Raw genomic sequence first — 26,922 nt, 5'->3', positions numbered from 1 at the left:
CTTTAATAGAAAATATAAATAAGTAAATCAGGAGGTGCAGGTATGACCTACCATATTCTTATTATTACTTCAAGATATTTAGTTAGATATATGAAAGACACTTTAAAGAAACCACCAGAAAATGTCAGTTTTCGCTTCGTGGAGTATGAAAAATTTGCGGATTTAAAAGCAATTTATCTGGAAAATGAATCCTGGGCAGATGGTATTCTTACCACTGGAATCGTCGTTCAGACTGTATTAGAGCGTGCTATTGACAAACCTCTCAAGCCAATCCTTTCTCTTGATACAGATAATGAAAGCTTTTACAGAATTCCTCTGACATTGTTGATTGAGAACCGTTCATTGGATCCTGAACGGATTATTTTTGATGTATTCGTAAATGTAGAACCGCGGGCATCTGTCCTAAGTCTTCTGGATAATAAAAGCATCATGGATACATTCCCAGACTTTTCTCACTGGCTTTCTGTTGCTACACTGGAAGAACTATACACTGTAGAAGATTCTACTCTAAAACATATCCAAAAGTTATGGGAACAAGATCAGATTGATCTGGTAATCTGTCGTTACAGCAGTCTGGTTCCACGCTTAAAAGATTTACATATTCCTTGTGTCTTCGCGTCAGGAACCGATGAATATGTCCGCGATGTTCTGCAACATCTGCTGGCCAAGATAAAAATCGAGAAAATAACTGCCCATGCTCCTGCTGTCATTTCCATTTCTCCAAAGGAAACCAAAGACTGCATCTGGTCAGAGCGCTTAGAGATTTCTTTGCAAAAAGCATTGATGGATTTTGCTCATAAGAATGACCTGGATTTTATCCTGCAAAAGCGGCGTGAAAAAACTCTGGTCCTTACAGAAAAAGCGGTCCTGTCTTACATCACTGCGGACTTCAAACAGAACCTTCTTGCGATTTATCTGAATGATTCTATTGATTTTAACCTGAACATCTCCTATGGCATTGGTAATACCGTAGAAGAAGCCATAACCAATTCGCAGACTGCCCTGATCTCATCCGGAATCTCAGGCGATTCCTTTCTGGTGGACGAAGACCAGAAACTGATTGGGCCTCTGGATGCCGACAACCGTACTATCACCAGCACAATCATCACCCCACGGATGCAAGAAATTGCCAAGCAATCCTCCCTGTCAACCATGACAATCCATCGCCTTACACGGCTCTTAATATTGCTTGGAAGACGCGAAATCACCAGCACAGATCTGGCTGAAAACTTCCACATCTCTCTGCGGGGCGCCAATCGGATTCTTCAAAAGTTAGAAGACTGCGGAGTGGCAACAACCTCCTTCCAAAAATCCAGTCACATGCGCGGCCGCCCCACCAAGATTTATACCATCAACCTATAATTGGGGACGGAGGAAAATCAAAAAACCTCCGTCCCCTCCTTTACAACCATTTTCAGATTCAACTCTGAATCCAGCAATACAACGTTTCCTTTTTTCCCTGGCGTAATTGAACCATAATTTTCGTATTCTCCCAAGGCTTTTGCCGGATTCATTGTTGCACAGGCAACTGCTGTCTCTAATGGAATTCCCATCTTTTTCACTACTGTTCTCATGCAGTCCAGGAGATTGGTTGCGGAACCTGCCAGTGCACCGTCCGATACGAGCGTTGCCCGATTACCGACCACATCAACTTCTAACCCACCCAAAGTATAACGTCCATCCGGCATGCCGGTCGCACGCATACTGTCGCTGATCAGAATCATTCTGTCTGCGCCGAGCATCTGGAATGTCGCACGAACAACAGATGGATGGATATGCACACCATCGCAGATCAATTCTGCATTGACATGCTTGTTGTCTGCCACTGCTCCGATAACACCTGGAGCACGATGAGTAAATGATGGCATGGCGTTGTACAGATGTACAGCGTGATTTGCTCCTGCCTGAAATGCATCCATAGCAGTATCGTAATCAGCATTCGTATGTGCCAAAGAGATATGGACTTTGTCCTTCATCTGCTGAATAAAATGTACCGATTCTTCACTGCATTCTGGCGCGATTCCGACGAATTTCACCAGTCCTTCGGACGCGTCCAGAAATCTCTGACAGATATCCGAATCACATGGGATGATATTCCGCTCGTCCTGTGCCCCTTTTTTGGCCGGACTGATAAATGGCCCTTCCATATTGATTCCAATCAGATCTGCGCCCTGTGTTCCACTTACTTCTGCTTCCTTTTTGTAGGATGCTGCAACTGCAAGAATTCTCTCCAGCTCTTCCACCGAAAGCGTCATCGTTGCCGGTGCAATAGCTGTTACTCCAATGGAAGCCTCATACTTTGCAATTTCTGCAATTGCTTCTTTGGTGCCATCACAGAAATCGTACCCTTTACATCCGTGAAAATGTAGATCGATCAACCCCGGGATAGCATAGCCCCCCTGTCCATCAATCACTTCATCCAAATCACCCTCCAGATTTCTCAGTGAATCCACATTCACCGGAGATGTTTCAGAGATAATAATCTTATCAAATACCCCATCTTTGATATAGATTATCCCATCAGAAAAAGTCTTTTCCTCCGTATACACCTTTACATTTTTGATAATCATGCTGTTCCTCCCACTAAATTATAATGATTGAATATTTTGATGCATTTTGCTTCCTTCTTCTAATGCACGCAAAGTGTTATCATGAAGAATTTCTTTCTCAAATTTATCTTGTTCCACATAATAGGAATAGATAATATCAAGCATAACCAGAATCGGGAACTGCGGTGATATTACATTTCCATGATTCAGATGCCGCAAAGATGGAAGAAGCACTACCTCATCACAAAATTCATCAAAGATCCCTTTATTCTTGGCCGTCAAAAGTACCGTCTTAGCCCCTCTTCTGTGTGCCTCATACAAAAGATACAAGACATCTTCCTTTTCACCACTGATACTGATTCCAAATACCAAACTCCGTTTGTCCTGAAATACCGCCTGCATCCTCATCAAATCAGAATCCCGAATCGAATCAATGTCTACACCGATTCTCATAAAACGCAGTTCCATCTCACCGCCAGCAAGACCAGAACTTCCCTTGCCACATACGAAGACTCGTTCCGCCTGATTCAAATATCTGCTGATTCTGGCAATCTGAGCCTCATTCACCAGATTGTAAGTCTTATTCAGAAGCTCTTGATATGCATTCAATACCATTCTCGTATTTCCCGTCATGGATTCCTGCTTTTCAACAAATGTCTCTTCATACTGATACACAAACTCTCGATAGCCCCGATAGCCACATTTCTTAGCAAAGCGGGAGAGTGATGCCTCTGAGACATATAACCGTTCTGCAATTGCTTTCGCAGAAAAATCTACCTTCTTACGATTATAAATGAAAAAGTCTGCAATCGTCTTTTCCACAGTTGTAAAGTTATCATAATTTGATTCTATGATTGGAACTACAGATTTTACATAGTACTCCATTGTATCTTCACCCTTTATCTCCTATGACAATTTTGAAAATGATAAAATGCCCCCAACATACCTGCGTCATTTCTATGTTTTGCAAATGCAATCTTTGTGTGAGCAGCAATACTTGGAATTAAATACCAACTCACGGCATCTTCAATCTTCTTTCTCAGGAACTCTTCCTGTGCCATAATTCCACCGCCCAGTACGACGATCTCCGGGTTAATCACATAACAAACATTCGTGATGCCTTGTCCCAATACATCCACCATTTCATTGATTGCTTTGTTACACAATTCATCCCCTTTTTTTGCTTCTTCAAAAATATGATAACCGTTCCAATTTTCTTCCGATTCATTCTTCCACTCTGCCACTTTTCTCGTCAATATGCTGGCAGCACCCATTGTTTGAAAATCACTGCCTGCCATATGCATATAACCAATCTCGCAGGCACTGTTACTGAATCCATGGTAAATCTCGCCATTTAATACAATACAGCCCCCAATCCCTGTTCCGACAGTCAACATCAGTGCACTATGGCATCCTTTTGATGCACCAGACATATATTCTGCAAGTCCGGCACAATTCACATCATTTTCCACTTCACAGGGAATTCCGAATTTCCGTTCCATAGTTTCTTTAAATTTGGTTCCCGCGTATCTGGGAATCAGAGGTGCTGAATAAAATATCTCACCCTTAATCGTATCGACCATACCTGCAGTGGAGATACAGATGCCGCTAATCTCTTCTCTCTTCAAAAATCCTTCCACAATCCTGACAGCTTTTTCAAGAATAGACGCTCCACCTTTATAAGCCTCTGTCTTTTGTTCACTCCGGGCAAGAATAACTCCTTCTTCACTGATAAGCCCATATTTCATCGCAGTACCGCCGATATCTATACTTACATATTTTTTTATCATTTTGCTGGCTTTTGTCCTTTCATTATAATATATTCTTTTTCATTGCGCAATCTACAGCTGAGCAGTTACTACAAAAAGGCAAATCCTGGATTCTTCTCCGATTTGCCTTTTGTAAATATTATATTAATACTTTAAAAATAGCTTTTTTAATCGTCTCTGGTCCATCCACGGCAACCGCAGTACGATGTCCGTCACTTGGATAACAGATCAGGAAATCGCCATCCTGTAAGATAACCGATGCTTTCTTTTCCCCTTCTAATGGAAGGAAATCATCCTTTTCCACGAATTCCTTCTGTTCCATATTCTGAATAAAGTTCAGATCAATCTGCTCCGTTCCATGGATCATCACATGTACATCCAGATATTTTTTATGTGCTTCCCAAAAACGCTCCTCTGGTGTAGTTGTGGTATATTCTACTACGTTTACAAAGAAACTTTCTCCGTCAATTTCATGGCTCCCTTTCTCATATACCGCCATGTCATGCTCCATTACATATACAAAGCATTCTTTGATCTTCTCTTCCAGACAAGAAAACTCTTCCATATTATGAATATTTCCGTATATCATCTCAACTTCTCCTTTTATTTTGAAGTGTAAATGGTTGTGTACTTCGCAGGCTCAGAAGTATCTCCTTTCACCTTTCTCCAGATCATACTTGCAGGAATTCCTACTATCAGAGATACTGCAATTGAGATAATGGAGTATGACCAGATAGTAACATCTTCTGCCGGTACAAAATATTTTATTCCTACCATGACTGCAGATGCTGCAATAAATGCCAGTGTTGCCCCAAATGTATTTGCCACTTTTGTAAATGCTCCAAGGATAAATGTTCCTATCAGAATTCCAAGTACCAGTCCCATAAATCCGTTGAACCATTCATATGCAGACTTCACGCCGCCATTTGCAAGTACCATAGATACTACGATCGCAAAAATACCAACAATCAGGGATACATATTGACCAATCTTGGTCTGTTTCTCAAAACTCAATTCCTTCTTAGACAAACGTGCCTGAATATCCAGCGTCCAGCTTGCTGCCACAGAGTTCAGTCCTGTAGACAATGTGGACTGTGCTGCTGCGTAGATGGCAGCCAGAAGAAGTCCTGTGAATCCCACCGGAAGTTCAAATGCAATGTAAGATGCAAAGATCTGATCCTGTGCTGCTGCCGGCGGTAATGCATTCTGCTGATAGAATACGTATAATCCAGTACCAATCAGATAGAATACAGTTGCAATGAAGATAGATAATCCACCATTTGTCAGCATCATCTTATTTAACTTCTTCGTATCCGTGGTTGTTGTAAAACGCTGTACAATATCCTGACTTGATACATAAGATCCCATGGTATTAAATCCGGCTCCGACAATCATAATAAACACACTGTCTTTTAGGATATTCGGATTGAAGATTGGCTGATCTACTGCCAGGAACTTATGCTCTGTTGCAAAAGCATGGAAGATTGTTCCAATTCCTCCATCAATATGTGCTAACAGGTAGAACAGCGAAAAAGTTACACCGATCAATAACACAGAACCCTGGATAAAGTCTGTCCAAAGTACAGATTTCAATCCACCTGTATAGGAATAAATGATTGCGATAATTCCCATGATTACGATCAGCAGATTCACATTAATGCCCGTCAGACTGGAAAGTACCATACATGGCAGGTACATGATAATAGACATACGCCCTACCTGATAAATGATGAACATCACAGCCCCTAACACACGCAGTCCTTTACTTCCAAATCTTAATTCCAGATAATGGTATGCGGTATCAATGTCCAGTTTACTGTAAATTGGCAAGAAGAACTTAATGGTAAGTGGAATTGCCAGAAGCATTCCAAGCTGAGCAAACCACATGATCCATGTCCCTGCATATGAATTTCCTGCCAGTGACAGGAAGGATATCGGACTTAACAACGTTGCGAAGATAGAAACAGAAGTTACCCACCACGGTACCGTTCCATCTCCCTTAAAATATTCTTTTCCCTTCATCTCCCTTTTGGCGAAATGAAGTCCTGCTAACAATACTGCTGCCAGATACACAATCAAGATCGCCAAATCTATTACTGTAAAACCTTGCATTCTATTCTCTCCTCCTATATTCTCATTCGTGTCTGATTTTGATATTTTTTATGCGAGATACGCTTCTTTTGCATCGCGAATCATCTTTGCAGCCTCTTCAACGATTGCCATATCAGACTCAATCAGTGCCGACAATGGTTCTCTGACTCCTCCAAGTTCCAGTCCTTCATTAATCTTAAGAATTGCCTTGATCACGCCATACATATTGCCATGGCCTGAGCACATCTTATATATAATTACATCTACAGCATATTGAATCTCTCTTGCTTTCTCCATATCTCCTGCTTTTACATACTCATCCATCTTCAGGAATAACTCTGGCATAACACCATATGTTCCGCCGATAGCGCCCTCTGCTCCGATAACACGTCCACTGATAAACTGCTCATCTGGACCATTAAAGACGATATAATCTTCTCCTGCTGCCTGTTTGAACATCTGAATATCCTGCACTGGCATAGATGAATTCTTTACACCAATGACTCTTGGATTCTTTCTCATCTCTGCAAACAATCCCATCGTAAGTGCTACTCCTGCAAGCTGCGGAATATTATAGATGACAAAGTCTGTATTTGGTGCTGCCAAACTGATATCATTCCAGTACTGTGCAATCGCATATTCAGGAAGATGGAAATAAATCGGAGGAATTGCCGCAATTGCATCTACCCCAAGGCTCTCTGCATGTCTTGCAAGCTCCATACTGTCTTTGGTATTGTTGCACGCTACATGGGCAATGACTGTCAATTTCCCTTCTGCTGCTTTCATCACATTTTCCAGGACAATCTTACGATCTTCCACGCTCTGGTAAATACATTCTCCGGAAGATCCGTTAACATATACACCCTTTACCCCTTTTTCTACGAAATATCTTGTCAGAGCCTGCACTCCTTCTGGACTGATATTTCCTTCCTTGTCATAACATGCATAAAATGCCGGAATGACTCCTTTGTACTTGTCAAGATTTTTCATAATTCTTTCTCCTTTTCTTTTTATTATTCTTGTTTTATGTGAAAAATATTAAGCCCGCTTTTCTATTCCAGTGCCTCAGCAAATGATTTTGTAATCAATTGTGGTCTTGTAATGATAGAACCAACCACAACACTGAATGCTCCCAACTCAATAACTCTTTTTGCTTTCTCCGGAGTATTGATATTACCTTCTGCAATCACACGATGTTTTACCTGTGCCACAATTTTTCTTAAGATTTCAAAATCATTTGCTTCGATTCTATCTCCCTTGCTCTGTTCTGTATATCCGACCATCGTAGTTCCGATAAAATCAAATCCAAGCTCATCTGCATGAATTGCTTCCTCCACAGTTGAACAATCTGCCATTAGAAGCTGATCCGGATATTTCTCCCTAATCTGATAATAAAATTCATCCAATGTAACATTTCCCGGTCGAAGTGCCTCTGTCGCATCAATCGCAATAATCTCTGGCTTCACTTCCATTAACTCCTCAATCTCTTTCATTGTCGGAGTGATGTACACCTTACTGTCGTCATAATCTCTTTTTACAATTCCAATAATCGGAAGATCGACCTGAGTCTGTATTTCTTGGATGTCTTCTTTTGTATTCGCGCGAATTCCCACAGCACCGCCTTCTTTCGCTGCAACCGCCATTCTTCCCATAATAAAAGAAGAATGTAACGGTTCATGCGGTAATGCCTGACATGATACAATCAATTTGCCTTTTATCTGTTCTATACACTCTTTCATCTTCGTTCTCCTTCCTTTGTTTGCCTTGCTGAAACCAAGTATACCAACTCCGTTTTTATTTTCAATAACATATCTATGTTCTGAAAGTTCTTTCATCCTTTTCAAAACAGGGTTGATTTTTAGCCAATTTTAGTAGTACTCAATTAGTGAAATTGCACAATTTCAGGTTGTTTCTTTCCATTTGTGAAAGTAACTTCAATTCCACGCATTTCCCTTGAAAAGTACAGGATGATTGTTATACTGAACACAAAAGATATGAACTATTCAAAGAAAGGGATAAAAACTATGATTATTTACAGAGCAAAAGATTATCAAGACATGAGCCGTAAAGCTGCAAATATTATTTCTGCACAGATTATTATGAAACCCAACTGTGTACTGGGACTTGCCACCGGTTCTTCACCTGTAGGAACTTATCGCCAATTAATTGAGTGGTATAACAAAGGAGACCTTGACTTCTCTCATGTAACCAGCATCAATCTGGACGAATATAAAGGTCTCTCCCCCGAAAATGACCAGAGCTATCGCTATTTTATGGACACGAATCTATTCAATCATGTAAACATTGACAAAGCTCACACTTTCGTTCCCAATGGACTTGAGGTCAATTCAGAGAAGGCTTGTACTGATTACAATCATATAATTGCCACATCCGGTGGTATTGATCTACAGCTTCTGGGACTTGGGCACAATGGTCATATCGGCTTCAATGAACCAGGCGCTGCTTTCGAACGCGAAACACACTGCGTAGACTTGACAGAAAGTACCATAGAAGCCAACAAGCGTTTCTTTGCTTCTGAGGAAGAAGTACCACGCCAGGCATACACCATGGGAATCAAAAATATTATGCAGGCAAAAAAGATCCTGGTCATCGTAAGCGGCGCTGACAAGGCCCAGATACTCGAAAAAGTACTCTACGGCCCAATCACTCCGGAAGTGCCAGCCTCCATCCTCCAGCTCCACAACGATGTAACCATCGTAGCTGACGAAGCCGCTCTCTCCTGCCTCACTGAATTAGCGTAAAAAAATAGCAGAAGCATCGTAATCAATTACAATGCTTCTGCTGTTTTTTATTATTCTTTCGTTACTTTCCATCGATGATATATTATCAATATTGTTGACACAACCACGATCACTCCGGCCAGGATCTGTGATACTGGTAATCCCACTACCGGAAGCAGTAACTGGTCTGTTCTCAGACCCTCAATCCAGACTCTTCCCAGTCCATATCCCAGAAGATACACCAGGAATACTTCCCCGTCAAATTTTTTATGCTTTCGGTACAGCAACATTATGATCAGAACCATCATACACCAAAGTGACTCATACAAATAAGTCGGATGAACCTGGATATAAGATACACCATCCACAGTCTCCATGTGCTCTCTCATCAATTCCGTAATATCAGAACTTCTGACTGCATCCACTGGAAGCTGCATCGCTAACAGGCTATCCGTATATTCTCCAAAAGCCTCCCTGTTAAAGAAGTTTCCCCATCGTCCGATCATCTGTCCTGCCACAAGTCCAAGACCTGCAGTATCCATAAGCAGCGGTGCCGATAACTTCTTGATCCTTGCAAAAATCAAGACCGTTATAACTGCTGCAATCACACCTCCATAGATTGCAAGACCACCCTGACGAATATTCAATATACTTAACAGGTCGTCTTTATACATATCCCAGGAAAAAATAACATAATATGCTCTGGCACCTATGATTGCAAAAATCACTGCATAGATTGCCAGATCATAGTAATCTTCTTCCTTTTGACCTGTCCGCTTTGCCTCTGCAACTGCGATAAGCAGACCGACCAGAATGCCAATTCCAATAATAATGCCATAGTATGCAATATCGAATCCAAATACTGTAATATGATCCCCAACGGATTCCAAGTGGATCCCAATATTCGGAAAATCTATTGTTTTATGCATTTTTCATTCTTCCTTCCTTATACGTTAAAACGGAATAACATAATGTCTCCGTCTTTTACAACGTAATCTTTTCCTTCCAGTCTGATCAGTCCTTTTTCTTTTGCTGCATTATGACTGCCGCAAGCAATCAGATCATCATAGGATACTACTTCAGCACGAATAAATCCTCGTTCAAAATCGGAATGAATCTTTCCTGCTGCCTGAGGTGCTTTGGTTCCATTTTTAATCGTCCATGCACGCACTTCTGGTTCACCTGCAGTCAGGTAACTAATCAGCCCCAGTAATTTATAGCTGGCTTTAATTAATTTTTCAAGGCCAGATTCCGTTAATCCCAGATCTTCCAGGAACATCTTCTTCTCATCATCTTCTAATTCAGCAATTTCCTGCTCAATCTGTGCACACACAACGAACACTTCGCTCTGTTCTTCCTTCGCATATTCACGGACAGCTTCTACTCCGGCATTAGAAGCACCGTCATCTGCCAGATCATCTTCTGCAACATTTGCAGCATAGATGACTGGTTTATATGTCAACAGATTATATCCTGCAAGCCATTCTTCTTCCTCTTCATCACTTACATCGTCAAATGTCTTCGCAAGTTTTCCTTCTTCCAGGTGTACCTTAATCTTCTCCAACAATGCCAATTCCTTTGCTGCAGCTTTATCATTTCTTGCAACCTTTGTTGTCTTGGCAATTCTACGTTCCAGTATCTCCAGATCAGAGAAAATTAATTCCAGATTGATAGTCTCAATATCACGTAATGGATTGATACTTCCATCTACATGAACAATATTGCTGTCTTCAAAACATCTCACTACATGGACAATCGCATCAACTTCACGAATATTGGCAAGGAACTGGTTCCCAAGTCCCTCTCCTTTGGAAGCACCTTTTACTAATCCTGCAATATCAACGAACTCAATTGCAGCCGGTATGATTTTCTTGGTATGATACATCTCTCCCAGTACATTTAATCTTTCATCAGGCACAGTTACAACGCCGACATTTGGATCAATGGTACAGAATGGATAGTTTGCAGATTCTGCTCCGGCTTTTGTCAATGAATTGAACAACGTACTTTTCCCTACGTTTGGTAATCCTACGATTCCTAATTTCATCTATCTCGTCCTCTCTTCTTGTTCTCTATTCTCACGAATACACAATAGTGTATCACTTTTACTCGCGCTTGTCACGGGTCTGCATCAAGATTACATTTCCCGCCGGGAAACTGATTACAACCTCATCAACATCTTCTGCGATCTGATTGCTGACACAGAGACTATTACAAGGCGAAAGCGTATGATTACGCAATGGATATTTGGCTCCTTCGATATTAAATCCAAAAACCTCTTCTCCTAATGGAAATACAGAAAAATATGGACCGAATGCCTCTTCCTTCTTCAAATGCGTCTCTCCATCTCCAATCAGGCGGATTAGATTCTGACTGTCTATAATCTTCGCATCGATCCCTGCCTTAAACGGAATCATAAGGCTCTGTACATTCGCCCACAGATGATCGATTCTGCCTCCTGTAGCTCCAAGGATTATCAGCTCGCTGCATCCAAGAGTCATCGCCAGTCTGATAGCAATCTCAGTATCGGACGCATCCTTAACTGGATTATATTCGCGAATCGGTACATTCGTTTCATTCCGGTAATAGTCACCGATTTCTTTCTTCACACTGTCAAAATCTCCCACAATATAGCTTGGCATAATCTGATGTAGATAAAGAAATTCCATTCCCTTGTCTACAGCAATGATACATTCCCCTTCCTGCTCTCTCAGAATAGAAAGAGCAAAATTCTCATTCAGTTCTCCCCCACTCACAATTACAATTCTCTTACTCATAACTATTCAGTATCTCCATAAAATCTTTGGTATTCTTCTCTGGATCTCCCTTAAACACAGCTGACCCTGCAACAATGATATTCGCTCCCGCATCTAATACATCCCGTACATTTGCCAGGCAGATCCCCCCATCCACCTGAATATCCACGGATAATCCACGTTCTGCCATCATAGCACGGATCTTACGTATTTTCTCTAATGATTCCGGAATAAATTTCTGTCCTCCGAATCCCGGATGAACGCTCATCACCAATATCATATCTATTTCTGATAAATACGGCAGAACCATCTCTGCATCTGTCTCCGGGCAAATAGACAAGCCAACTTTCATCCCACATTCATGAATGGTTGTAATCGTTGCCTCTACATCTTCACATGCCTCCAGATGAATCGTCACAAGATCCGCACCCGCTTTTTGAAAAGCCTCAATATAACGAATCGGTTCCTGTACCATCAAATGCACATCCATCAACTGATTCGTTGCATTATGAATCGATGCAAGCACTGGCATCCCAAAAGATATACTGGGTACAAACATTCCATCCATTACATCAAAGTGCAGATATCTGGCACCGTTTTCTGCTGTCTTCTGCATTTCCTGGCCCAACACCTTGAAATCTGCCGACAAAATTGATGGAGCTAATATATAGTCCATATCAATACCTCCTCTTACTCTTCAGTTCCTCATACATCTCTATATAATTCTGATATCGTATTCTGTGTATTTCTCCCGCATCTACAGCCTCTTTTACTGCACATCCCGGCTCATGAACATGATCACATCCATGAAAACGGCACATTCCCTCATACTTTGCAAACTCCGGAAAATAATATTTCAGTTCTTCTTTTTCAAAATCGTTGACATACAGCGAGCTAAAACCAGGAGTATCCATAATGTAAGAATTCTCATCAATCGGGAACAATTCCGAATGCCTTGTCGTATGCCTTCCGCGCTCAATCTTATTACTGATAGTTCCGGTCTCCATATTGGCTTCTGGCTGTAAAATATTAATAATTGAAGATTTGCCAACACCAGAAGGGCCTGCAATAGCTGTTGTCTTTCCCTTCAAAACCTTTCGAACGCTGTCAATGTTCTTTTCTTTCAAAGCACTGGTAAATATTAACGGATATCCACATCTCGCATAAATCTGCTTTAATTCTTTGACCTGCGGATCCTCGGCAATGTCCTCTTTGTTAAAGCACAGCACCACTGGAATCTCTTTACTTTCCATCATCACCAAAAATCGATCCAAAAGATTAAAATGTGGATTCGGCTTTGTAATTGCGAACACCACCAGAGCCTGATCAATATTGGCAACTGCCGGACGAATCAGCTCATTCATGCGAGGAAGTATGGCAATAATATTTCCAGTCTTCTCGCTCTCATCCAGAACTTCTATCTCAACATTATCTCCTACCAGCGGTTTAATCTTATCCTTTCGAAAAGTTCCTTTGGCTTTACATTCATAAACACCGGATTCTACTACGTGTACGTAGTAGAATCCGGCAATTCCTTTTACTATCTTTCCTTGCATCTCTATCCTATCTGCTTTTAGTCTCTGTGCTTATTCTATACCTTCCGAGCCGCCCTGATCCTGTGATGGTCCGTCACTGATCACATAAGTAATGGTTCCACCTTTATCAACTTTTCCAGAAGACGGACTCTGAGAGATAATCGCACCTTTTGGAATCGTATCACTGGTCTGAGAGCCAGTTCGGCTTGTATAAAGTCCGTTGCCGGAAGCCCAACTCGTCAGATCACTTTCTGATCTTCCCACAAAATTCTGAACATCTACTCTTTCGTCTGGTTTCGGTCCATTGCTGACTACAAGTCCCACACTGGTTCCTGCTGCCACTTTCTTACCGCCATCCACACTCTGGGATACAACCTGACCTTTCGGAACACTGTCATTATAATCATACGTTACTGTACCAACATTCAAACCTGCACTCTTAATTGCATTCTGTGCATCTTCGTCTTGCTGTCCCACTACATTCGGAACGGTCTTCTTCTCAGCACCTTTACTTACTTTCATGACAATCTCAGTATCCTTGGTCGCTTTTGAATTCGCTGCAGGTGTCGTTCCAATCACATCACCCTCTGCCACACTGTCACTGTACTCAAACTCGGAGGATATCTTCTTGAATCCTTCTTTTTCCAATGCACTCTGTGCTTCATCTTCACTCATACCACTTACGTCCGGTACTGTTATTTCATCTCCAATAAGACCTGAACTTACAACTACCTGAATCGTTGTATTCTTGGCAACTTTCTTTCCTGCCTCCGTCTTCTGTTCACATACGGTTCCTTCTTCATACTTCTTGGATTCTTTTCGCTCAACAACTTTGAAGCCAAGTCCTTTTTCATTCAGCGCCTTCTTTGCCTGCTCCTCTGTCATACCGACTACATTCGGAACTTTTACTTGTTCTTCTGAATCTTCCGAGATAAGACTTGGTCCAAATTTAAAAACGCCTGCGGCCTTTCCAATGGAAAATACCAGAATAAATATAATAATGATTGCAACAACAATCGTCAGAATCTTTGTAATCTTCCGCATACGAGGATTGACATCATCAGAGTCTTTTCCTTTTTTGCCATGCTTGGAATCGTACTCATCATCATATTCGTCATCCTCATATTCGTCATAATCGTCGTCATCCTCATCATAATCATCTTCGTCGTAATCATCTTCATCATAATCGTCATCTTCGTCATAAGAGCTTCTGATATCATCCAGATCTTCATCTGTAATAATAACTGTATCAGCATTACGAAGAGGAGGAATCACAACGAAATCTCCATCCGGATCTACCAAAGACCGCTTCAGATCCCGAATCAGCTCATTGGTATTCTTATATCTTCTCTCACTATTCTTTTGTGTACACTTTAATATGATCTGTTCCAGACTATACGGAATATCCGGCACAATTTCTGAAGGCGGAGTAATCTCTTCCTGAAGATGCTTAATAGCTACTGACACGGTAGAATCTCCGTCAAACGGCACCTGCCCAGTCACCATCTCGTAAAGAGTGATACCGATAGAATAGATATCACTTCTCTGGTCACTGAATCCTCCACGAGCCTGTTCTGGAGATGTATAATGAACAGATCCCATAGCATTAGAACTAACTGTATTAGATGTAGTAGCCTTCGCAATGCCAAAATCTGTTACTTTTACTTTCCCATCTTTTGATATAATAATATTCTGCGGCTTAATATCACGATGAATAATATTTGCCGCATGAGCCACTCCGATACCTGTACATACCTGAATAGCAATACTGATAACCTCTTTATGAGATAATCTTCCTTTTTTCTCAATATATTCCTTTAACGTAATTCCTTCGACCAGTTCCATGACCATATAATACAGCCCCCGGTCTTCTCCAACATCGTATACATTTACGATGTTCGGATGCATAAGCCCAGCTGCTGCCTGAGCCTCTGAGCGGAATTTACGCACAAAATTCTCATCTTCCTTATATTCTTTCTTTAAAACCTTGATTGCCACATAACGATTCAACATCTGGTCTTTGCCTTTATAGACATCGGCCATCCCACCTGCCCCGATCTTACTCAGCACCTCATATCGCTTTCCAAGAAAAATACCATCTTTTACCATATATTCACCTCATCCGCAAGTGGCTCTGCCATAACAACCCCTATGTTATCTCTCCCACCATTACTATTTGCCTTTTCGATTAACATCTGCACCGCTTCTACAATATCTCTGGCACCTTTCACAATATCAAACATGTCTTCATCTTCTACCATATTACTCAACCCATCGGTGCACATCAGTATGAAATCACCCTTTTTCAGGCGATATTCATAGATATCTGCCTCTACATCTTCCTTTACTCCTATGGCTCTTGTGATGATATTTTTATCTGGGTGATTTCTGGCTTCTTCTGCCTTAATTCCTCCCAGCCTTACCATCTCCTCCACAAGAGAATGATCCTTAGATATCTGCCGGATCTTATCATTGATCAAATAGAGTCTGCTGTCTCCCACATTGGCAAAATATAATGTATTGCCAACAACTGTTGCTACTACCAGTGTTGTTCCCATTCCTTCCAGCTTAATATCCGTGGACGCGGCCTCGATCAGCTTATGATTTGCAATACCGACTACATTACGCAGAATCTCTTCAGGCTTATCTAATGGTGTATTTTTCAATTCATCGATCAACACATTCACCGTATATTTGGACGCAAAATCTCCTGCCTTGTGGCCTCCCATTCCATCGGCTACCGCAAGAAGATTCGGAAACGGTCCTATCGGGCTGTCCGTTACATATACGTAGTCCTGGTTGACTTCACGTTTTCTGCCTACATCAGTCATTGCATATAGTTTCATTCGCTTCTCCTTCATCCGCTGCCGCATGCCTTCTGCGCAATTGGCCGCAGGCTCCATCAATATCTGAGCCTCTTTCCCTTCTTATAGTAACATTAATTCCGTTTTTTTCAAGTTTATTTTTAAATTCCAGAGCATTTTTCCTGTCTGGCTTCTTATAATCCCGCTCCTTGATCGGATTCACCGGAATCAGATTCAAGTGACAGTTTCTCTTTTTTAATATAGAAGTCAGTTCCCGGATATCCTCCGGCTGATCATTCACACCTTCCACCAGACTATACTCAAAAGTAATTCTTCGCCCTGTTTTCTGGAAATAATAGTCACATGCTTCCAATACATCTTGTAATTCATATTTATTTGCTACTGGCATCAATCTCTTTCTTTTTTCCTGACTGGAACCATGTAACGATAATGCCAGAGTAATCTGAAGCCCTTCTTCTGCCAGGCGCCTCATATTCGGTACAATGCCGCAAGTAGAAGCTGTAATATTGCGCTGGCTGATATTCAGGCCGTGTTCATCGCTCAGCATATGAATAAATTTCACAAAATTATCATAGTTATCTAATGGCTCACCGGTTCCCATCACCACCACGTTGGATACCCGTTCTCCTGTCATCTTCTGAATCTGATAAATCTGTCTTAGCATCTCTGACGGTGCCAGACTCCGCTCCAGTCCTCCAATCGTAGAAGCACAGAATCTACACCCCATACGGCACCCGGCCTGTGAAGAAATACACACGGAATTGCCATAATTATATTTCATCAGAACACTTTCTATCATATTACCATCTGACAATTCAAAAAGGAACTTTTCTGTAGGATCCACTTTGGATATCTGATGATCAATCATATTCACTGTAGGAATCACGTAGTTCTCTTCTAATTTTTCTCTTAACTTTTTTGACAGATTGGTCATCTCGTCAAAGCAATCAACAAGCTTTACATGCAGCCATTCATAGATCTGTTTGCTGCGAAAAGCTTTTTCCCCTATGCTCTCTATTTCTATCTTTAATTCTTCATAATTATAAGAACATATATCCTTCTTATTCATGACTCTCCTTTTGAAACATTGCAATATAGAATCCGTCGCCTTCGTCTTTTCCCGGCAGCATCTGCTTCTGCTTTACAAGGCAAAATTCCGGATATTCTCTGGCGAACCATTCTGCATTTCTCTCATTTTCTTCCCTGTGAATCGTACAAGTACTATATAGCAGTTTACCACCCGGTTTCACATATTGATGTACTACGGATAAGATCTGTCTCTGAAATGCTGCCAGTTCTTTTGTCATCTCCTCTGTCATCTTATACTTCAAATCTGGTTTCTTGCCCAGAACCCCCAACCCCGAACACGGAAGATCTGCTATAACAATATCTGCTTTTCCGACAGTTTCACTCACCAATTCAAGAGCATCCTGACGCACAGCTTCTATATTAGGCAAGCCACTTTGTACAATATTTTCACGAATCATAGATACTTTATAATCGGTCAGATCCCGTGCTTCTACGTGACCAGTTCCTTTCAGACACTCTGCAATATGCATCGATTTTCCACCAGGTGCGGCACACACATCAATGACATAGTCTCCTGGTTGTGGTGACGCCCATTCTGCCACTTGCATGGAACTGATATCCTGCACCTGATAATAACCCATCTGAAAACTATGTAGTCCGGCAAGATGATCAAATCCCGAAAGATACAGTGCATAAGGAAGAGACGGACTCTCTTGGACATTAACGCCTTCTTTCTGTAGCAGACATATTAATTCTTCCTTTGAGATCTTATCCAGATTACAGCGAACCGTCAGAGGTTTTTCTTTCAAGAATTCTTCAGCCATCTCACAAACTGTCTTTTCATCATAAACTGACAGCCATTGTTTCAAGATCCATTCCGGAAGCGAATAACGGATTGAAAGGTACTGAAACAGATTCTCTTCCGAAGGATATACAATATCTGACAGATTTCTGCTGATATTGCGCAGCACACCATTGACAAATCCTTTTAATGTCTTAAACCCGCGTTTTTCTGCCAGTTTTACCGCTTCATTACAAACTGCTGAATCAGGCACGCTGTCCATGTACTTTAACTGGTAAACACCACTTCTCATAATGGTCCGAATCACCGGTTTCATTTTATTCACTTTTACTTTGGAAAATTGATTGATGATATAGTCGATTTCTATCATGTGTTCAAGCGTGCCATCTACCACTCTCGTGATAAACGCACGCTCTTTTTTATCCAGATATTGATATTGATCAAGAACATTCTTCAAGGCAATATGGCTGTATTCCCCATCCCTCGTAATCTGAAGCAGTATTTCAAGCACAAGTTCGCGCCCGCCAATCGATGCTGCCATAACTTTTCCTCCACATTCCTTCCCGCATTCTGTACGGGATCCAATTATTCTCTCTTAATCTCTTCGGTTTCCCGTCAGCAATATGATACGGAGCAGCTGAAGAATTGCAGACGCCGCACCTGCAACATAAGTAAGCGCTGCTGCTGTCAATACTTTTCTCGTTGCCTTTACTTCATCTTCATATAACATTCCACTACTTCCGAGTACCCGAATTGCACGGTTGGATGCATTGAATTCCACCGGCAATGTCACGATCTGGAACAAAACGGCCAATGAAAATGCCAGAATTCCAAGATTCAGAAACAATGCAGAAGAACGGCTGTTAAAAAACAGTCCGATAATAATCAGTGGCCATGCAATGGTACTTCCAAAATTAGCAATTGGAACAAGTGCACCTCTGATTTTTAATGGAACATATCCCGTCTCATGCTGAACCGCATGTCCACACTCATGTGCTGCAACTCCCATTGCTGCAACAGATGTTGAATTATAAGTCGCATCTGACAGACGCAGCACTTTTGACCTTGGATCATAATGATCCGTCAGATTTCCAGAGATATGTTCCACTCTGACATCATAGATTCCGGCACGTCTTAAGATCTCTTCTGCCGCTTCTCTTCCTGTCATGCCAGAATGATTCCGCACACGGGAATATTTATTAAATGTAGAATTCATCTTTGCAGAAGCCATCATACAGATGATTACGCCAAGAATCACTAACATATAAGTTGGATCAAAATACATTGGATAATACATAAATAAAGCCTCCAGTTTTACGCTATTTCAATTATTTCTTTAGATTATATCACGAATTGCGCAAAATACCCATTTTTCATATATTTTTAACAATTGTTAAGGATTTTCTTAGATATCTTCATTACATACCAGAGGACAATACCGTTCCTTCTTCCATTGGATAACCTCTGAGAAATGCGCCTGCATCCATTCGCTTCTTCCCTGGAATCTGCAGCGACAATACTTTGATGAGGCCCGTTCCTGTCTGCACACAGAAACCATCTTTTTCTACTTTCACAATAGTTCCCGGCATCTGATCCGTCTGTCCTTCCAGAACATCTGCCTCCCAGATCTTCATGATCTTACTATTCCACTTAGTATATGCGCTTGGCCATGGATTCAGTCCACGGATCAGACGTTCAATAGATGCCGCATCCTTCGTCCAGTCAATATCGCCCAGTTTCTTATCCAGCATTCTGGCATATTCGGTCGGGCTGTCTTCCTGCTTCTCCCATACAGCTGTCTTCTCCTCCAATGCCTTCAGCGTGTGGACACACAGCTTTGCACCTTCCAGGGCAAGCTTATCATGAAGGCTCCCGCCAGTCTCTTTTTCATCCAACACAACTTCTGTCTTCATGATCATATCGCCGGTATCCAGACCTTCGTCCATCTGCATAGTGGTAACTCCTGATACTCTTTCCCCATTGATCACCGCCCATTGGATCGGAGCTGCCCCACGGTATTTTGGAAGCAGCGATGCATGTACATTGATACATCCATATGGCGTCATTTTCAAAATTTCCTTTGGCAGGATCTGACCAAAAGCAATAACTACCATGACATCTGCCTCATATTTTCTTAATTCCTCAATGCTCTGAGGATCTCTGATCTTCTTTGGCTGAAACACTGGAATATCGTGTTCCAGCGCCACTTCTTTCACAGGCGGATACTGCATCTTCCCACCGCGTCCCTTCGGTTTATCCGGCTGCGTAACTGCCAGAACCACTTCATGTCCTGCTTCAATCAGTGCCTCCAATGTTCCCACAGAAAAATCTGGTGTTCCCATGAATATGACTTTCATCTGCTATTCCTCCTCATAAGTGGTATCATGAAGTTCTCCTTCTACCATATCCACATAGAGCTTTCCGCTCAGATGATCAATTTCATGGCAGAATGCTCTTGCCAGAAGGCCTTCGCCCTCCAATTCAATCTCTTCCATATCTTCATTCAACGCCTTTACCTTCACATGATCTGGTCTGGTCACAACACCTGATTTCCCAGGTACGCTCAAGCATCCTTCTTCTCCGGTCTGTTCTCCAGAAGTCTCCAGAATCTCTGGATTAATCAATACAATCGGACCTTCACCCACATCAATTACAACGATTCTTTTTAAGATACCTACCTGTGGCGCTGCCAGTCCTACTCCCATCGCCTCATACATGGTATCCAGCATATCGTTGATCAATATCTTTGTTCTAAGCGTCATCTTCGTTACTTCTTTACATTGTTTTGTCAAAACTTCATCGCCAATCTCTCTGATTTTTCTTGTTGCCATATTGTTCTCTCCTTTAAAAAACATTCATAGGATTAAAGTCAAACTGAATTCGAAGTGACTGAAATCCCTTATTTATCTCAATATACTGTTCCATCAGATTTTTTACTTCTATCAGGAAACGATAATCTTCTCCTTTCAGATACAGGACCCTTCGATAGATATCACTGACCTTCGCCACGTAAGGCCGTGCTGGACCAATGATCTGCAATGTTCGATTCTTATCTACTCTCAGAGCAAATTCTTTCAGATACTTCGCTGCCAGTTCTAGCATCTCTTCCTGAGGTCCGGTCATCAGAACTGCCAACAACTGTTCTACCGGGGGATAACCCATTAATTCACGATAATTCATTTCCGCATCGTAGAAGCCTTCATAGTCCTGCCTTGCTGCCATCTGAATACTGTAATGTTCCGGACTATAGGTCTGTATTACGACTTCCCCTTTACTCTTTCCACGCCCTGCACGACCTGCCGCCTGTGTCAGCAACTGAAACGTCCGCTCACCTGCCCGATAATCATTCGAATATAAAGACATGTCTGCCGCCAGAATGCCCACCAATGTGACATTCGGAAAATCATGTCCTTTAACGATCATCTGCGTACCAATCAGAATATCTGCTTCTTCATTTGCAAATGTTTCCAGAATCTTTTCGTGTCCGTCCTTGCTTCTTGTCGTATCCATATCCATCCGCAAGACTCTGGCTTTAGGAAACTGCTTCTTCACCATCTCTTCCACCTGCTGAGTCCCCGCTTTAAAACCTCCAATATAAGAAGAACCACAAGAAGGACATATGTTAATCTGAGGTTCTTCATGCCCACAATAATGGCACACCAGTTTTCCATTCCGATGGGCGGATAAAGACACATCGCAATGAGGACATTTTACTACATATCCGCAGGCTCTGCAAGAAATAAAGCCCGCATATCCCCTTCGGTTCAAAAAAAGCATAATCTGTTCTTTCTGCTCCAATCTGGATTCTATCAGCTCTTTCAGATGTTCACTTAAGATAGAATGATTCCCTGATTTTAACTCTTTTCGCATATCTTCCACATACACCTCTGGAAGCTCTTGGGCACCTGCACGTTTTTTCAGCTCCAGAAGTCGGAAACGACCACTTTTACATGCATAAAATGATTCCAACGATGGTGTTGCTGATCCAAGTATTACACTGGCTCCTTCCATCTCGGCACGCTTTAGAGCTGTCTCTCTTGCATGATAACGTGGCACCTGCTCACTCTTATAGGTCGTCTCATGTTCTTCATCTATGACAATCAGCCCAAGATTGGGAAACGGAGTAAATAATGCGGAGCGCGGACCGATCATGACATCCACTTCTCCTGCTTTCACACGTTCCATCTGATCATAACGTTCTCCCTGTGACATCCTGGAGTTCAGAATAGACACCCGCTCTCCGAATCTACTGTAGAACCTCATAACCGTCTGATAAGTCAGCGCAATCTCCGGAATCAATACAATTGCCTGTTTTCCCTGCTCCATAACCCGGGCAATCATCTCCATATATACTTCCGTCTTACCGCTTCCGGTCACACCATACACCAGATACGTATTACGAACTCCCTGGCTGTATTCTTCCCAGAAGGTGTCAATCGCATGCTGCTGTTCTTCATTAAATATTACGGATTCTTTTTCCTGTATTTTATAACGAACGGGATTACGAAAGACTTTCTCAGACTCCAGCGCCGCCACGCTTTGTTCTTCTAACGCCCTGACCACCGCTCTGGTTACATTCAGCTTTTTTGTCAGCAGATCATAGTCCTGCTCCGGCTGATCCAGAAGTGCTGCAAGAAGCCTTGCCCTGGCTTTTTGATTCTTATGAAGATAAATCTCCAGCTGCTTCTTCCCGTCTTCTTGATTCAGCAAAAGACAGATTCGCCGTCTTTCTCGGACGTGTTCCTGTTTCTTGATGGGGATGACCGTCTTCAGCGCCTGAATCATAGTCCCTCCATAATAATCCTTCATCCATGCTGCCAGTGCAACCAGCTTTGCTTCAATCGCAACACTTCCCTCTGCCACCTTCAGGATCTGCTTGATCTTTGACGTATCATATTCTGCTTTTTCAGAGAACCCAATCACATATCCTTTGGTCTCTTTATTGCCTCTTCCAAATGGGACTACAACTTCTGTTCCAATCTCAAGCATCCCCTCCAGCGAAGAGGGGATGCGGTATTGGAATACTTTATCTAATTTTTCATGCGTAATATCTATAATAATATCAGCGTACATTTTCCTCCTTAAGCTCTTCCAGTACTTCCTGGATCAACACACGTTCGTCCATGTCATACTTCACACCTTTGATCTCTTGGTAAGTCTCATGTCCCTTACCTGCCAATACGATGACATCTCCCGGGCGTCCATTTGCAATTGCGTACTTAATCGCTTCTTTTCTGTCACAGATTGAGATATATTCTCCATCAGTCTTCTTCATACCGATAATAATATCATCTATGATTGCCTGTGGTTCCTCATACCGCGGATTATCGGATGTGATGATTGTAAAATCTGCCATCTTCCCGGCAACTTCTCCCATCTCATACCGGCGCGTCTTAGAACGGTTTCCTCCACAGCCGAATACCGCAACAATACGGCCCGGGTTATAATCTCTCAATGTATGCAAAAGACTTTCCAGTGCCATTGCATTGTGCGCATAATCAATCATCAAAGTAAAGTCATCGGATACTTTGATCATCTCAATTCTTCCCTTTACCCTTGCCACTTTAAGTGCGGCTTTGATATTTTCTACAGGGACATCAAAATGTCTGCACACTGCAATTGCTGTTAATGAATTATATACGCTAAACTCTCCTGGAATGTCAATCTCCACATCAAAATCCATCAGACCGCTGACATGATAGTTCACTCCCAGATATCCTGGTCTTGATATGTGTTCTACATCCGTTGCCCGAAGATCTGCTTTCTCAGAGAAACCAAAGGTCTCAATCTCACAGGTTGCCCCCTGAAATACATCTTCGAACCACTGGTCATCTACATTGGCAATTCCAATTTTACATTGCTTGAACAACAATCCTTTGCACCGCTTATAATTTTCAAAATCTTTGTGTTCGTTCGGTCCGATATGATCTTCTCCAAGATTTGTAAATATTCCGATCTCAAATGGAATACCTGCCGTTCTGTGCAGCATCAGCCCCTGAGAGGATACTTCCATGACCACGCTGTCACATCCTTCTTCCACCATTTCCGCAAAATACTTCTGAATCGTATAGGATTCCGGTGTCGTATTATTCGCCGGGATACATTTTTCTCCAATGATTGCTTCAATCGTTCCAATCAGGCCTACTTTATGTCCAACACCTTCCAGAATAGACTTCACCATATAAGTGGTAGTCGTCTTTCCCTTTGTTCCGGTAATTCCGATAACTTTCAGCTTCTCAGCCGGATAGCCGAAATATGCTGCCGACATCAGTGCAAGTGCATATCTGGTATCCTCCACCCGGATCACGGTAAGTCCTTCTGGCGCTTCTACTTCCTTTTCCACTATAACTGCTGCCGCGTCTTTTGCAGCGACCTCTTCTATATATTGATGTCCATCTGATACTGCACCTGTAATGCAGACGAATACACTTCCTTCTGATACCTTACGGGAATCATTGATCAATTCCGTAACTTCTATCTTATCATTTCCCTGAATCACTTCATATTCTAAACGTTCCAACAGCTGGGTTAACTTCATAATCTTTTGCCTCCTACTCTGTGACTTTCGTATTATTTATATAGTATAACATCATTTATGGATGTCGCAAAGATGAAATTGTGCTATAATTATCTGGTGAAATAATCTCACACTATATAGAATATGATAAGAAAAGGGGAATGTAATTTTGAAAGCGTATGAAAGATTACTAAAATACGTGGTGGTAAGAACACCAAGCGATGAGAACAGCGAGACAGTTCCGTCTTCCACATGCCAATTCAATCTTGCTCGTATCCTGGAAGCAGAGATGAAAGAATTAGGATTAACGGATGTCTATTTGGATGACCAGTGTTATCTCTATGGCAAATTACCTGCTACTGCAGGATATGAGGACAAACCAGCCCTCGGCTTTATCGCACATATGGATACGGTCTCTGATTTCTGCGATCACGACATCACTCCGGTCATTACCGAAAACTATGACGGAGAAGAACTGGCTCTCGGTGACAGCGGACTCGTCTTAAGCCCAGCTACTTTCAGCCACTTAAAAGACCTGAAAGGGCGCACACTGATCACCTCCGATGGAACCACTGTTCTCGGAGCTGATGACAAGGCTGGAATCGCAGAGATTCTTACTCTGGTCGAGCGTCTGCAGACAGAGAAGATTCCACACGGACCACTCTGTGTTGCATTTACACCAGATGAAGAGATTGGTACCGGTGCATCACATTTTGACATAGAAAGATTCGGCGCTGATTATGCTTACACCATGGACGGTTCTACAGAAGGTGAGATTCAGTACGAGAACTTCAATGCATGCAAAGCACAGTTCGACGTCAAAGGATTCAACGTACATCCAGGTACTTCTAAGGACACCATGATCAACGCAAGCCTGGTTGCCATGGAGATCAACAGCTTATTACCTGGCATGGAGACACCACGCGGAACAGAAGATTACGAAGGATTCTATCATCTGACCAGTATGTCCGGCGAATGCGCAGAAGCACAGTTAAACTACATCGTAAGAGATCACAACAAAGACTTCTTCGAAGCCCGCAAGAATACCTTAAGACTCATCGAAAAGAATCTGAACGAGAAATGGGGCGAAGGAACCGTTACGCTTACCATCACCGATCAGTATAAGAACATGGCAGAAATCATCGCCAACTGCATGCACTTGGTGGACAATGCAAAGACCGCATGCGAAAACACCGGAATCACTCCACTTATAATTCCAATCCGCGGAGGCACAGACGGATGCCAGTTAAGCTTCCGAGGACTGCCTTGCCCGAACCTTGGGACCGGCGGTCATGCTTACCACGGGCCATACGAACACATCACCGTAGAAGGCATGGATAAAACAGTCGATATGATCACCGAATTAGTGACGTTGTACACAAAATAGTTTCCAGGGGACGGGGGTTTTTTCATTTTCCCCCGTCCCAGATTCATTTTGCCGTGTCCCTTTTTACACTTGGGCAACGGCTTTTTTCATTTCTTTTACATATTCTGCAACTTTTGGCACGCATTCTCCGCCGTATTGTGCCACGATTTTTACGATGGCGGAGCCTACGATGGCCCCATCGGATACGCTTGCCATCTTGGCGGCCTGTGCTGGTGTGGAAATTCCGAATCCAACTGCGCAAGGAATATCGCTCACCTGTCTTACCATGGATACCATCTCTCCGACATCTGTCTTGATCTCGCTTCTTACGCCTGTGACTCCCAATGAGGATACGCAGTAGAGGAACCCTTTGGCTTCTCTGGCGATGGCGGCGATTCGGTCTTCGGAGGTCGGTGCAATCATGGAGATAAGGTCAATGCCGTATTCTTCGCAGATGTCTGCAAGTTCTGCCTTTTCTTCGAACGGCATATCCGGCACAATGATTCCATCCATCTGGCATTCTACGCAGCGTTTCATGAATTTCTCTTTGCCATAGGTATAGATTGGGTTGATATAGGTCATAAATACCATTGGCACGGTCACTTCTTTTCTGGCTTCTTTTACCATGTCAAATAACTTATCTGTTGTACATCCTGCTTTCAATGCCCGTTCATCAGCGTCCTGAATGACGACACCTTCAGCAATGGGATCGGAAAATGGAACTCCGATCTCGATCAAATCGGCACCTGCCTCCTGCATGGCAATCAGCAATTGTCTGGTAATTTCAAGGGACGGATCCCCTCCTGTAATAAATGATAACTTCTCGGAATCTTCAGCCCTGATTTTATAAGGCTTTCCGACCCTTATCTCAAAAAATCACCCACTTTTTTGCAAAAAACGCTTGACAAATCGCTCAAAATTTGCGGCGAAGCCGATTGATTA

General features: G+C 42.3%; 25 protein-coding genes. 3 read left to right on the top strand and 22 right to left on the bottom strand.

The window, feature by feature from the left end:
* The first annotated feature begins 42 nt into the window (after nucleotides 1-42).
* Nucleotides 43-1,362, top strand: a complete 1,320-nt coding sequence (locus tag JQM81_RS12020) for a hypothetical protein (RefSeq protein ID WP_235233953.1) — start codon at nucleotides 43-45, stop codon at nucleotides 1,360-1,362.
* A 17-nt stretch (nucleotides 1,363-1,379) separates the two neighbouring features.
* Here JQM81_RS12020 and nagA read toward each other — a convergent pair whose 3' ends face one another.
* From nagA to JQM81_RS11985, 7 genes are all read right to left on the bottom strand, one after another.
* A complete protein-coding gene (gene nagA / locus JQM81_RS12015; RefSeq protein ID WP_235233952.1) occupies nucleotides 1,380-2,570 on the bottom strand; it encodes an N-acetylglucosamine-6-phosphate deacetylase in 1,191 nt (396 codons plus the stop codon).
* 18 nt (nucleotides 2,571-2,588) lie between these two features.
* Nucleotides 2,589-3,434 (bottom strand): MurR/RpiR family transcriptional regulator, encoded by an 846-nt coding sequence (locus JQM81_RS12010; protein WP_235233950.1) that lies wholly within the window; start codon nucleotides 3,432-3,434, stop codon nucleotides 2,589-2,591.
* A gap of 14 nt (nucleotides 3,435-3,448) precedes the next feature.
* Complete coding sequence (locus JQM81_RS12005; protein ID WP_235233956.1) at nucleotides 3,449-4,336, bottom strand: ROK family protein; 888 nt, start codon at nucleotides 4,334-4,336, stop codon at nucleotides 3,449-3,451.
* A 121-nt stretch (nucleotides 4,337-4,457) separates the two neighbouring features.
* Nucleotides 4,458-4,907 (bottom strand): YhcH/YjgK/YiaL family protein, encoded by a 450-nt coding sequence (locus JQM81_RS12000; protein WP_235233949.1) that lies wholly within the window; start codon nucleotides 4,905-4,907, stop codon nucleotides 4,458-4,460.
* Between the two features lie 14 nt (nucleotides 4,908-4,921).
* A complete protein-coding gene (locus JQM81_RS11995) occupies nucleotides 4,922-6,430 on the bottom strand; it encodes a sodium:solute symporter (RefSeq protein ID WP_235233947.1) in 1,509 nt (502 codons plus the stop codon).
* Nucleotides 6,431-6,478: 48 nt separating this feature from the next.
* Nucleotides 6,479-7,399: a dihydrodipicolinate synthase family protein gene (locus JQM81_RS11990; RefSeq protein ID WP_235233946.1), complete on the bottom strand. Its 921-nt coding sequence runs from the start codon at nucleotides 7,397-7,399 to the stop codon at nucleotides 6,479-6,481.
* 62 nt (nucleotides 7,400-7,461) lie between these two features.
* Entirely contained in the window at nucleotides 7,462-8,148 is a 687-nt protein-coding gene (locus tag JQM81_RS11985; protein ID WP_235233945.1) for an N-acetylmannosamine-6-phosphate 2-epimerase, read from the bottom strand.
* Nucleotides 8,149-8,433: 285 nt separating this feature from the next.
* Between JQM81_RS11985 and nagB the strand changes: the two genes are divergently transcribed.
* Entirely contained in the window at nucleotides 8,434-9,171 is a 738-nt protein-coding gene (gene nagB, locus JQM81_RS11980; RefSeq protein ID WP_235233944.1) for a glucosamine-6-phosphate deaminase, read from the top strand.
* Nucleotides 9,172-9,221: 50 nt separating this feature from the next.
* Here nagB and lgt read toward each other — a convergent pair whose 3' ends face one another.
* The 14 genes from lgt to JQM81_RS11910 all read right to left on the bottom strand — a co-directional run bounded on the left by lgt (nucleotide 9,222) and on the right by JQM81_RS11910 (nucleotide 24,635).
* Complete coding sequence (gene lgt / locus JQM81_RS11975) at nucleotides 9,222-10,079, bottom strand: prolipoprotein diacylglyceryl transferase (RefSeq protein WP_235233943.1); 858 nt, start codon at nucleotides 10,077-10,079, stop codon at nucleotides 9,222-9,224.
* 17 nt (nucleotides 10,080-10,096) lie between these two features.
* The gene (ychF, locus tag JQM81_RS11970; RefSeq protein ID WP_235233942.1) at nucleotides 10,097-11,197 is read right to left on the bottom strand and encodes a redox-regulated ATPase YchF; all 1,101 of its coding nucleotides are present in this window, start codon (nucleotides 11,195-11,197) and stop codon (nucleotides 10,097-10,099) included.
* Between the two features lie 58 nt (nucleotides 11,198-11,255).
* Nucleotides 11,256-11,927, bottom strand: a complete 672-nt coding sequence (locus tag JQM81_RS11965; protein ID WP_235233940.1) for a thiamine diphosphokinase — start codon at nucleotides 11,925-11,927, stop codon at nucleotides 11,256-11,258.
* The gene (gene rpe / locus JQM81_RS11960) at nucleotides 11,920-12,582 is read right to left on the bottom strand and encodes a ribulose-phosphate 3-epimerase (protein ID WP_235233939.1); all 663 of its coding nucleotides are present in this window, start codon (nucleotides 12,580-12,582) and stop codon (nucleotides 11,920-11,922) included. The genes JQM81_RS11965 and rpe overlap by 8 nt, the downstream gene beginning before the upstream one ends.
* Before the next feature lies 1 nt (nucleotide 12,583).
* A complete protein-coding gene (gene rsgA / locus JQM81_RS11955) occupies nucleotides 12,584-13,462 on the bottom strand; it encodes a ribosome small subunit-dependent GTPase A (protein WP_235233937.1) in 879 nt (292 codons plus the stop codon).
* A gap of 30 nt (nucleotides 13,463-13,492) precedes the next feature.
* On the bottom strand, nucleotides 13,493-15,550 hold the full coding sequence (gene pknB, locus JQM81_RS11950) for a Stk1 family PASTA domain-containing Ser/Thr kinase (RefSeq protein ID WP_235233935.1): 2,058 nt from the start codon (nucleotides 15,548-15,550) through the stop codon (nucleotides 13,493-13,495).
* Nucleotides 15,544-16,287: a Stp1/IreP family PP2C-type Ser/Thr phosphatase gene (locus JQM81_RS11945; RefSeq protein WP_235233934.1), complete on the bottom strand. Its 744-nt coding sequence runs from the start codon at nucleotides 16,285-16,287 to the stop codon at nucleotides 15,544-15,546. The genes pknB and JQM81_RS11945 overlap by 7 nt, the downstream gene beginning before the upstream one ends.
* Nucleotides 16,265-17,335, bottom strand: coding sequence for a 23S rRNA (adenine(2503)-C(2))-methyltransferase RlmN (rlmN, locus tag JQM81_RS11940; protein WP_235233933.1), 1,071 nt, complete (start codon nucleotides 17,333-17,335; stop codon nucleotides 16,265-16,267). The genes JQM81_RS11945 and rlmN overlap by 23 nt, the downstream gene beginning before the upstream one ends.
* On the bottom strand, nucleotides 17,328-18,638 hold the full coding sequence (rsmB, locus tag JQM81_RS11935) for a 16S rRNA (cytosine(967)-C(5))-methyltransferase RsmB (RefSeq protein WP_235233932.1): 1,311 nt from the start codon (nucleotides 18,636-18,638) through the stop codon (nucleotides 17,328-17,330). The genes rlmN and rsmB overlap by 8 nt, the downstream gene beginning before the upstream one ends.
* Before the next feature lie 54 nt (nucleotides 18,639-18,692).
* The gene (locus tag JQM81_RS11930) at nucleotides 18,693-19,394 is read right to left on the bottom strand and encodes a zinc metallopeptidase (RefSeq protein WP_235233930.1); all 702 of its coding nucleotides are present in this window, start codon (nucleotides 19,392-19,394) and stop codon (nucleotides 18,693-18,695) included.
* A 121-nt stretch (nucleotides 19,395-19,515) separates the two neighbouring features.
* Nucleotides 19,516-20,454 carry a methionyl-tRNA formyltransferase gene (gene fmt, locus JQM81_RS11925; RefSeq protein ID WP_235233929.1) on the bottom strand — a complete coding sequence of 313 codons (939 nt, stop codon included), beginning with the start codon at nucleotides 20,452-20,454 and terminating at the stop codon, nucleotides 19,516-19,518.
* 3 nt (nucleotides 20,455-20,457) lie between these two features.
* On the bottom strand, nucleotides 20,458-20,928 hold the full coding sequence (gene def / locus JQM81_RS11920; protein WP_235233928.1) for a peptide deformylase: 471 nt from the start codon (nucleotides 20,926-20,928) through the stop codon (nucleotides 20,458-20,460).
* Nucleotides 20,929-20,941: 13 nt separating this feature from the next.
* Nucleotides 20,942-23,170, bottom strand: coding sequence for a replication restart helicase PriA (gene priA, locus JQM81_RS11915; protein WP_235233926.1), 2,229 nt, complete (start codon nucleotides 23,168-23,170; stop codon nucleotides 20,942-20,944).
* Entirely contained in the window at nucleotides 23,160-24,635 is a 1,476-nt protein-coding gene (locus JQM81_RS11910) for a UDP-N-acetylmuramoyl-L-alanyl-D-glutamate--2,6-diaminopimelate ligase (RefSeq protein WP_235233924.1), read from the bottom strand. Before JQM81_RS11910 ends, priA begins: the two co-directional genes overlap by 11 nt.
* A gap of 148 nt (nucleotides 24,636-24,783) precedes the next feature.
* Between JQM81_RS11910 and pepT the strand changes: the two genes are divergently transcribed.
* Nucleotides 24,784-26,001, top strand: coding sequence for a peptidase T (pepT, locus tag JQM81_RS11905; RefSeq protein ID WP_235233923.1), 1,218 nt, complete (start codon nucleotides 24,784-24,786; stop codon nucleotides 25,999-26,001).
* 63 nt (nucleotides 26,002-26,064) lie between these two features.
* On the opposite strand, the gene trpA is transcribed toward pepT, so the two are convergent.
* Complete coding sequence (gene trpA / locus JQM81_RS11900; protein WP_235233954.1) at nucleotides 26,065-26,823, bottom strand: tryptophan synthase subunit alpha; 759 nt, start codon at nucleotides 26,821-26,823, stop codon at nucleotides 26,065-26,067.
* Nucleotides 26,824-26,922: the final 99 nt, after the last annotated feature.

Origin of the sequence: Faecalicatena contorta (assembly GCF_021531895.1) — a bacterium.
In the GTDB taxonomy this organism is placed as follows: Bacteria; Bacillota; Clostridia; order Lachnospirales; family Lachnospiraceae; genus JAFBIX01.
The sequence above is the reverse complement of the archived record's forward strand: the minus strand, read 5'-3'. Positions and strand labels throughout refer to the sequence as shown.

Bases quoted from the DNA above. Each gene is read 5' to 3' on its own strand.
- rpe (WP_235233939.1), bottom strand. From the start codon at position 12,582: ATGGACTATATATTAGCTCCATCAATTTTGTCGGCAGATTTCAAGGTG.
- JQM81_RS11945 (WP_235233934.1), bottom strand. From the start codon at position 16,287: ATGAAACTATATGCAATGACTGATGTAGGCAGAAAACGTGAAGTCAAC.
- JQM81_RS11995 (WP_235233947.1), bottom strand. From the start codon at position 6,430: ATGCAAGGTTTTACAGTAATAGATTTGGCGATCTTGATTGTGTATCTG.
- rsmB (WP_235233932.1), bottom strand. From the start codon at position 18,638: ATGGCAGCATCGATTGGCGGGCGCGAACTTGTGCTTGAAATACTGCTT.
- priA (WP_235233926.1), bottom strand. From the start codon at position 23,170: ATGTACGCTGATATTATTATAGATATTACGCATGAAAAATTAGATAAA.
- JQM81_RS11910 (WP_235233924.1), bottom strand. From the start codon at position 24,635: ATGAAGTTAACCCAGCTGTTGGAACGTTTAGAATATGAAGTGATTCAG.
- JQM81_RS12010 (WP_235233950.1), bottom strand. From the start codon at position 3,434: ATGGAGTACTATGTAAAATCTGTAGTTCCAATCATAGAATCAAATTAT.
- JQM81_RS11990 (WP_235233946.1), bottom strand. From the start codon at position 7,399: ATGAAAAATCTTGACAAGTACAAAGGAGTCATTCCGGCATTTTATGCA.
- pknB (WP_235233935.1), bottom strand. From the start codon at position 15,550: ATGGTAAAAGATGGTATTTTTCTTGGAAAGCGATATGAGGTGCTGAGT.
- nagA (WP_235233952.1), bottom strand. From the start codon at position 2,570: ATGATTATCAAAAATGTAAAGGTGTATACGGAGGAAAAGACTTTTTCT.
- rsgA (WP_235233937.1), bottom strand. From the start codon at position 13,462: ATGCAAGGAAAGATAGTAAAAGGAATTGCCGGATTCTACTACGTACAC.
- JQM81_RS12020 (WP_235233953.1), top strand. From the start codon at position 43: ATGACCTACCATATTCTTATTATTACTTCAAGATATTTAGTTAGATAT.
- fmt (WP_235233929.1), bottom strand. From the start codon at position 20,454: ATGAAAGTCATATTCATGGGAACACCAGATTTTTCTGTGGGAACATTG.
- rlmN (WP_235233933.1), bottom strand. From the start codon at position 17,335: ATGAATAAGAAGGATATATGTTCTTATAATTATGAAGAATTAAAGATA.
- JQM81_RS12000 (WP_235233949.1), bottom strand. From the start codon at position 4,907: ATGATATACGGAAATATTCATAATATGGAAGAGTTTTCTTGTCTGGAA.
- JQM81_RS11965 (WP_235233940.1), bottom strand. From the start codon at position 11,927: ATGAGTAAGAGAATTGTAATTGTGAGTGGGGGAGAACTGAATGAGAAT.
- def (WP_235233928.1), bottom strand. From the start codon at position 20,928: ATGGCAACAAGAAAAATCAGAGAGATTGGCGATGAAGTTTTGACAAAA.
- ychF (WP_235233942.1), bottom strand. From the start codon at position 11,197: ATGAAATTAGGAATCGTAGGATTACCAAACGTAGGGAAAAGTACGTTG.
- nagB (WP_235233944.1), top strand. From the start codon at position 8,434: ATGATTATTTACAGAGCAAAAGATTATCAAGACATGAGCCGTAAAGCT.
- lgt (WP_235233943.1), bottom strand. From the start codon at position 10,079: ATGCATAAAACAATAGATTTTCCGAATATTGGGATCCACTTGGAATCC.
- JQM81_RS11930 (WP_235233930.1), bottom strand. From the start codon at position 19,394: ATGTATTATCCAATGTATTTTGATCCAACTTATATGTTAGTGATTCTT.
- JQM81_RS11985 (WP_235233945.1), bottom strand. From the start codon at position 8,148: ATGAAAGAGTGTATAGAACAGATAAAAGGCAAATTGATTGTATCATGT.